The organism is Bacillus sp. JJ1764, assembly GCF_036962145.1.
In the GTDB taxonomy this organism is placed as follows: Bacteria; Bacillota; Bacilli; order Bacillales; family Cytobacillaceae; genus Neobacillus.
This window is the reverse complement of the sequence record NZ_JBALNY010000177.1, coordinates 1-4,954: the sequence shown is the minus strand read 5'-3', so window position 1 is coordinate 4,954 and position 4,954 is coordinate 1. Positions and strand designations below refer to the sequence as shown.

The window sequence follows — 4,954 nt, the reverse complement described above, 5'->3', positions numbered from 1 at the left end:
ATTTGAACCTCAAAAAATTTTATTTTTCTAAGACCAGACTAAACAGTTATGCCCTTTTTTATTACATTTTTGGAGGCTGAATTCCCAATTGATAGATTTTCGCGAAAATTTGCGATCGGTCATTTACGCTTAATTTTTTGAAAATACGAGACATATGATTTTTAACAGTATGTCCACTTATATACAAATTTTCCGCTATTTCACGATTGTTTTTTCCTTCAAGTACCAATGTTAAAACTTCATTTTCCCTTTTAGTTAAGATATTATAATCTTTAAAATTAAAAGACGTCATAGAGTCATCATGATCTCTCTCATTTAGTTCAGATACATATAAATTAAAATTCTTGAGCAAATCAGTATTAATTCCACTAAGAGTTGATACGAATTTAATATTATCTCCTTCATTTATATAGTTCATAACCAGGACGAGTGTCTGAACATTAAGTGAAGCGTCTGATAATGCTAAGAGATTCTGCTTCACTAACATATATTCTTGGTATATTTCCATCAAAACTTCATTTTTTAATCCACTCATAAAGCTCTCATCGTATACAGATAAAAGATAGGATACTAATTTTAAAGCATTTATATTTATTTTAAGATCAGGTTGATATGTTCCAAATCCTTTTAAGATTTCCCATGCTCTTCTTACTTTTTTCAAATGCTCAGGATCATTGAATTCCACCAATTTAACTAATGAGTCAATCATATTCCTATCAATTTCTTTTTTGCAAAGGGTTTCCACCAGGTAGAATCCCATCCCCCCTGCATTTGCAAGTATTTTTAGTAATGTTAATTGATTCTCTTCAATATCATCAATTTGTCCGATACAAATCCATCCATAAAGGTTATTTTTATGGCAAATTGGGATTTCAAGAATTTTATCTCCCCATGTTGATAAATGCTTGTTAGGTTCCAAATTATGTAATTCTAAATCATTGTTTGCAAAGTACCTAAAAAGAATATCTTTCTTATACTCATCCATATTTTCTATAGATAAGCCATTTGAAACAATATCTATTGAATAATCTGATTTTCGCAAAAATAAAACTGAAACAAATTTTGCAAAAAGAATTGCCATGCTCATGTCTAACAAAAACATTTGAACACTTTTAATATCTTCAAATGATGCCATTGCTTGATATATCTCATTTAACATTTTATTTTTTTCATGGTAAGTAATAGCTTGTTTTCTCCAATACATTTTAATTTCTAAAAAAGAAATCATCGATGCTGTTAATTTAACTTCCAAACTAATTTCTTTTTCTATAGCTTCAAATTTACTGCTTCCCCCAAAGAATAACCCAAGAATATCCTGTCCATGAATAATTGGAAAACAGAATATGGATTTTGGAAAAATTCCTCTACGATGAAAAAATGCACTTCGGGGATCCCACTCAATATCTTCCCAAAATTTCACCGTATTTGTTGCTGCAACTTGCCCCAATATTCCTTCGCCTATCATAAATACTGTGCCTATTAATTCGGTGCTAAAAGGTAAACAATCTTTTATTTCAAAATGAACCGGGCTAATTCTCTTTGCAAAACCCATAAAATCTACTTTGGTATTTTTTTTATAAAATCGTTGTAACAAATCATTAACTGTTATATTATCATTTGCAACCATACTAACAAGGTCATCTTGATTAGTAATTTGGGCCATTATATCAGCATTTATTTTTTTTATTTTCAACCCATCAGACAATATTTGTGACATTTTTTTTATTTTTTTTATCTTATCCTGTATCTCACCTAAAGTAAATTCTTGAATAAGTGACATAATTAAATTGGATTTCTTAGTACTATTCAAATACCTGTTAAGATATATTTGAACTGACTGTTTAGAAGGAGATTCTATCATGCAACCAGCATAAATAAAGTACTCAATTTCCTCCTCCAAATAAATTGGGCAAACTATTATTTTTACTTCTGGCAACACTTCATATAAAAGGGGATCGTTAATTTCAGGATAATTCTGAGCTATTTTTCCAAATAATACTTTTGAATTTTCTTCTTCACTAACTAAATCAAATATATTAGTAGCATTACTCAGTTGTATAATATTATTTCCTTTTTTATCAGTAATACTAATTTGGAGATTTGTTAATGCAGAATACAAAGATTGAATTTCATGAAAGTATTCCAATTCAGAAAGTATCATGCTTTTCTCACCTCTATAATTGATTTCTTTTAGTTTGAATAAAATATATTGTAGTTATTTTATAGAGTATGATGCTTGTTAAAATACTAATATATAATATATTTATCGAAACACAAATACTTTTATATTTTATAGCATATTAATATAGATATTACTATAAGTATATAAGAAACCTTTCCTATTTTTGTCGATTAGTATATCCTAGGCATTTGTTTCAGCAACAAACTCAAAATCTAATTCACTTTTATTAAGTAATTTTTTCCATATATATCTAGAGCGTGTAACAGATTTCCATGATCAGCTAATACTGCTAGCACAGGAAGAACATTCCATGTTCCGACTACTTAAATATTCTTTCCTTCAAGTGGATCAAACAGCAACATTCTACATGTGGACCATAACCTGTAACTAGTTTTTCCACTATGAATAATATTTTAGCTTTATGCGTCTCTCCTTCACCAATTCCCACTGTACCTTTTCATGGGGATTGTATAAAAAACATCCCCATACTTTCAGTAGCCGTATCCTCAGCTTCTGCCTTCTTTACTCTTCCCATCCATCTTGCAGCTAATGTTGCTGCTTCAGTTATACGGAACAAGTTCCAGTGTGAAGCTTTTATCTACACATTAACACATTACATTCTATGTCTTAGTACTAATTTAATATAATGAATTTTGAAATCACACCTAAAATAAAAAGGGTCAACCTTCTTGGGAGAATAGTGACCCAAAAACAAGGTTAATCCCTAATTTTTTCACCAATTATTGATCCTGTACCTTTTTTTAATACTTTATCTACAATTGCTTTTGGACTAATTTCTGGACTTGTTAAAACAGGTATTTCTATATTTTGCATCCTATTTGTCGCTCTTGCCATTGATAACTGAGCCAGTATTACTACGTCAATATCATGCTCTCTTATTAATTTGTTAATCATTTGAGAGATATCATGCCTGTCATATTCCTTTTCATTTAAGGCATCGAATGCTTCAGTGTTTACCTCTACAAACCCTTCAACATTCTTATTTAATTGTTTTGCTTTTTCCAATAGCATCTTTTGTGTCGTAGGGCCTGCGGCAGCCACAGTCGCGGCAACACCAACCTTTTTGCCATTATTTAATGCTTCTAGAATCATCTCATCATCTCCATTCTCAACAGGAACTTTGGAGAATCTTCTTCTTAGTTCATTAATTGTAGAACTGTAGGATGAGCATGATGATAGAATCCATCAACACCAGTATTAATTGCTTTCAGTAATAGGTCTGAAATTCGTTCAATTACCTATTTAATTCTATTAACAAGCCCTCATCAAAAAAATTAATCGTTTTTTTAGGATTGGATTATTTTTCCATCTCCAACTTAGGAAGTCTCTGTAATCATCTGTTGAAAGTTTATTTCATCCATAAACTTTATAAACTACTGACCATATTTAACTCGTAATCATCATCACTGTATAGCATCCAAGTCTCTCTTATAATTGAATTTCCTTCTTTATGAATAGGCTACACTTAACTGGACAAAAAAATTAAGTTCAAGTAGACTTCCCACTATATCTGGGTATACTGCTTATTTTCATAAGAGATCCGTACTAGTAACTTTACTAGGAGAAGCGGGTATTGTAGCCTGGTTAGCAAACCAGATGTCTTAGCCATCTGGTTGCTGTTCCTGCTTCTGATGGCATACGAGGTTTATCTTTCCTCATACCTTCGGTATTACTTTTATAGTCATTTAAAATTGCATGGGAATCTATGAGGGGATTTGAATATTTATATTGTTTTAATTGAATTTGGGATTTATAGAATGACTTTAATGCTGATAGAAGCGATTAACTGTATTAGGACTTTTATTTGTTCGATTAACAAATCGAAAAGTATCTTTTTCTTTTACTTTACAAGCCATTTCGGTCATAAGGTAATCTTCTATAGCTATTCGAATAATGTCGGGGGAATCATCCCAATTCACTAGGTTTCCTTGAATGTTGCTAAATTGATCTAACCATGTGAAAAAGGGAAGTAGGCATCGAACATAAGAAAGAACAGAATTTTTACTAATTCTCCCTAAACAATCATGATAATGCTCTGTTAACGGAAGAAAGGGTTGGTTTTGACAATCAAACACTAACAATTCATATCGACTTATTACACCATCTGGATAATAACCATACCAATATTTTGACATGACAATAACACCTACTTTTACTAAGTTAATCTTCAAGCCAATTATAGAAAGGGATTTTTTGTTGTTGGTTTTCTTCTGTATTAAATTTTTCTTGATATTCATTTTGTACTGACTCGTAAACCCTTTTGCTTGCTTTCTTGGCATCTTTATAGGGGTAGAAGTAGGACTCCAATTCTTACGAATTGCCTTACGAATGAATCCATCAGGATTCTTTACCTTTCTTGCTGATTGTTGCATAATCAAAAGAATCTCTAAGGTTCTTTTAATTCCTACAGCAGATAAAATAGATAAAATTTCATCAGAAGGGGAAGTAAGGGTGACAGCCTAATATGCTAATTTAACTAACTCCGTTTCATCAGAACATGAATTTATTTTATCTTCCTGGTGGTCTTTACTGTAAATCGAGATAAAATTGTTTAGCTGTAATAAATCCGATTCAGGTATTCTCCAACCTTCTTTGTCGCTATTCCTATATGATTTAGGTAATTTCCCAGCTCGAATCCAACGCTTAATGGTAACTTCATGTTTACTAATAAGGTCAGCTACCTCCTTGACAGTGTATTCTTTCAACTTTAATACCACCTTTTTAGAATATACGTTCCGAGAATGTACGTTC

The 4,954-nt window shown here is 31.2% G+C and carries 4 protein-coding genes and 1 pseudogene; all 5 read right to left on the bottom strand.

Features of this window, described 5'->3' with window-relative positions:
- Nucleotides 1–61 precede the first annotated feature (61 nt).
- Nucleotides 62–2,161 carry a LuxR C-terminal-related transcriptional regulator gene (locus tag V7083_RS20440; RefSeq protein ID WP_335481385.1) on the bottom strand — a complete coding sequence of 700 codons (2,100 nt, stop codon included), beginning with the start codon at nucleotides 2,159–2,161 and terminating at the stop codon, nucleotides 62–64.
- A 263-nt stretch (nucleotides 2,162–2,424) separates the two neighbouring features.
- Nucleotides 2,425–2,717, bottom strand: a pseudogene (locus V7083_RS20435) (fructose-bisphosphatase class II); the annotation flags it as partial.
- A 182-nt stretch (nucleotides 2,718–2,899) separates the two neighbouring features.
- Nucleotides 2,900–3,385 carry an aspartate/glutamate racemase family protein gene (locus V7083_RS20430; RefSeq protein WP_335481387.1) on the bottom strand — a complete coding sequence of 162 codons (486 nt, stop codon included), beginning with the start codon at nucleotides 3,383–3,385 and terminating at the stop codon, nucleotides 2,900–2,902.
- A 581-nt stretch (nucleotides 3,386–3,966) separates the two neighbouring features.
- Nucleotides 3,967–4,575, bottom strand: coding sequence for a hypothetical protein (locus V7083_RS20425; protein ID WP_335481383.1), 609 nt, complete (start codon nucleotides 4,573–4,575; stop codon nucleotides 3,967–3,969).
- Nucleotides 4,576–4,662: 87 nt separating this feature from the next.
- On the bottom strand, nucleotides 4,663–4,954 hold a 292-nt coding region (locus tag V7083_RS20420; protein ID WP_335481381.1), incomplete at its 5' end, for a helix-turn-helix domain-containing protein.

What these genes read in the sequence shown, in the direction of transcription:
- V7083_RS20440 (WP_335481385.1), bottom strand. Translation starts at nt 2,161, where the DNA reads ATGATACTTTCTGAATTGGAATACTTTCATGAAATTCAATCTTTGTAT.
- V7083_RS20425 (WP_335481383.1), bottom strand. Translation starts at nt 4,575, where the DNA reads ATGCAACAATCAGCAAGAAAGGTAAAGAATCCTGATGGATTCATTCGT.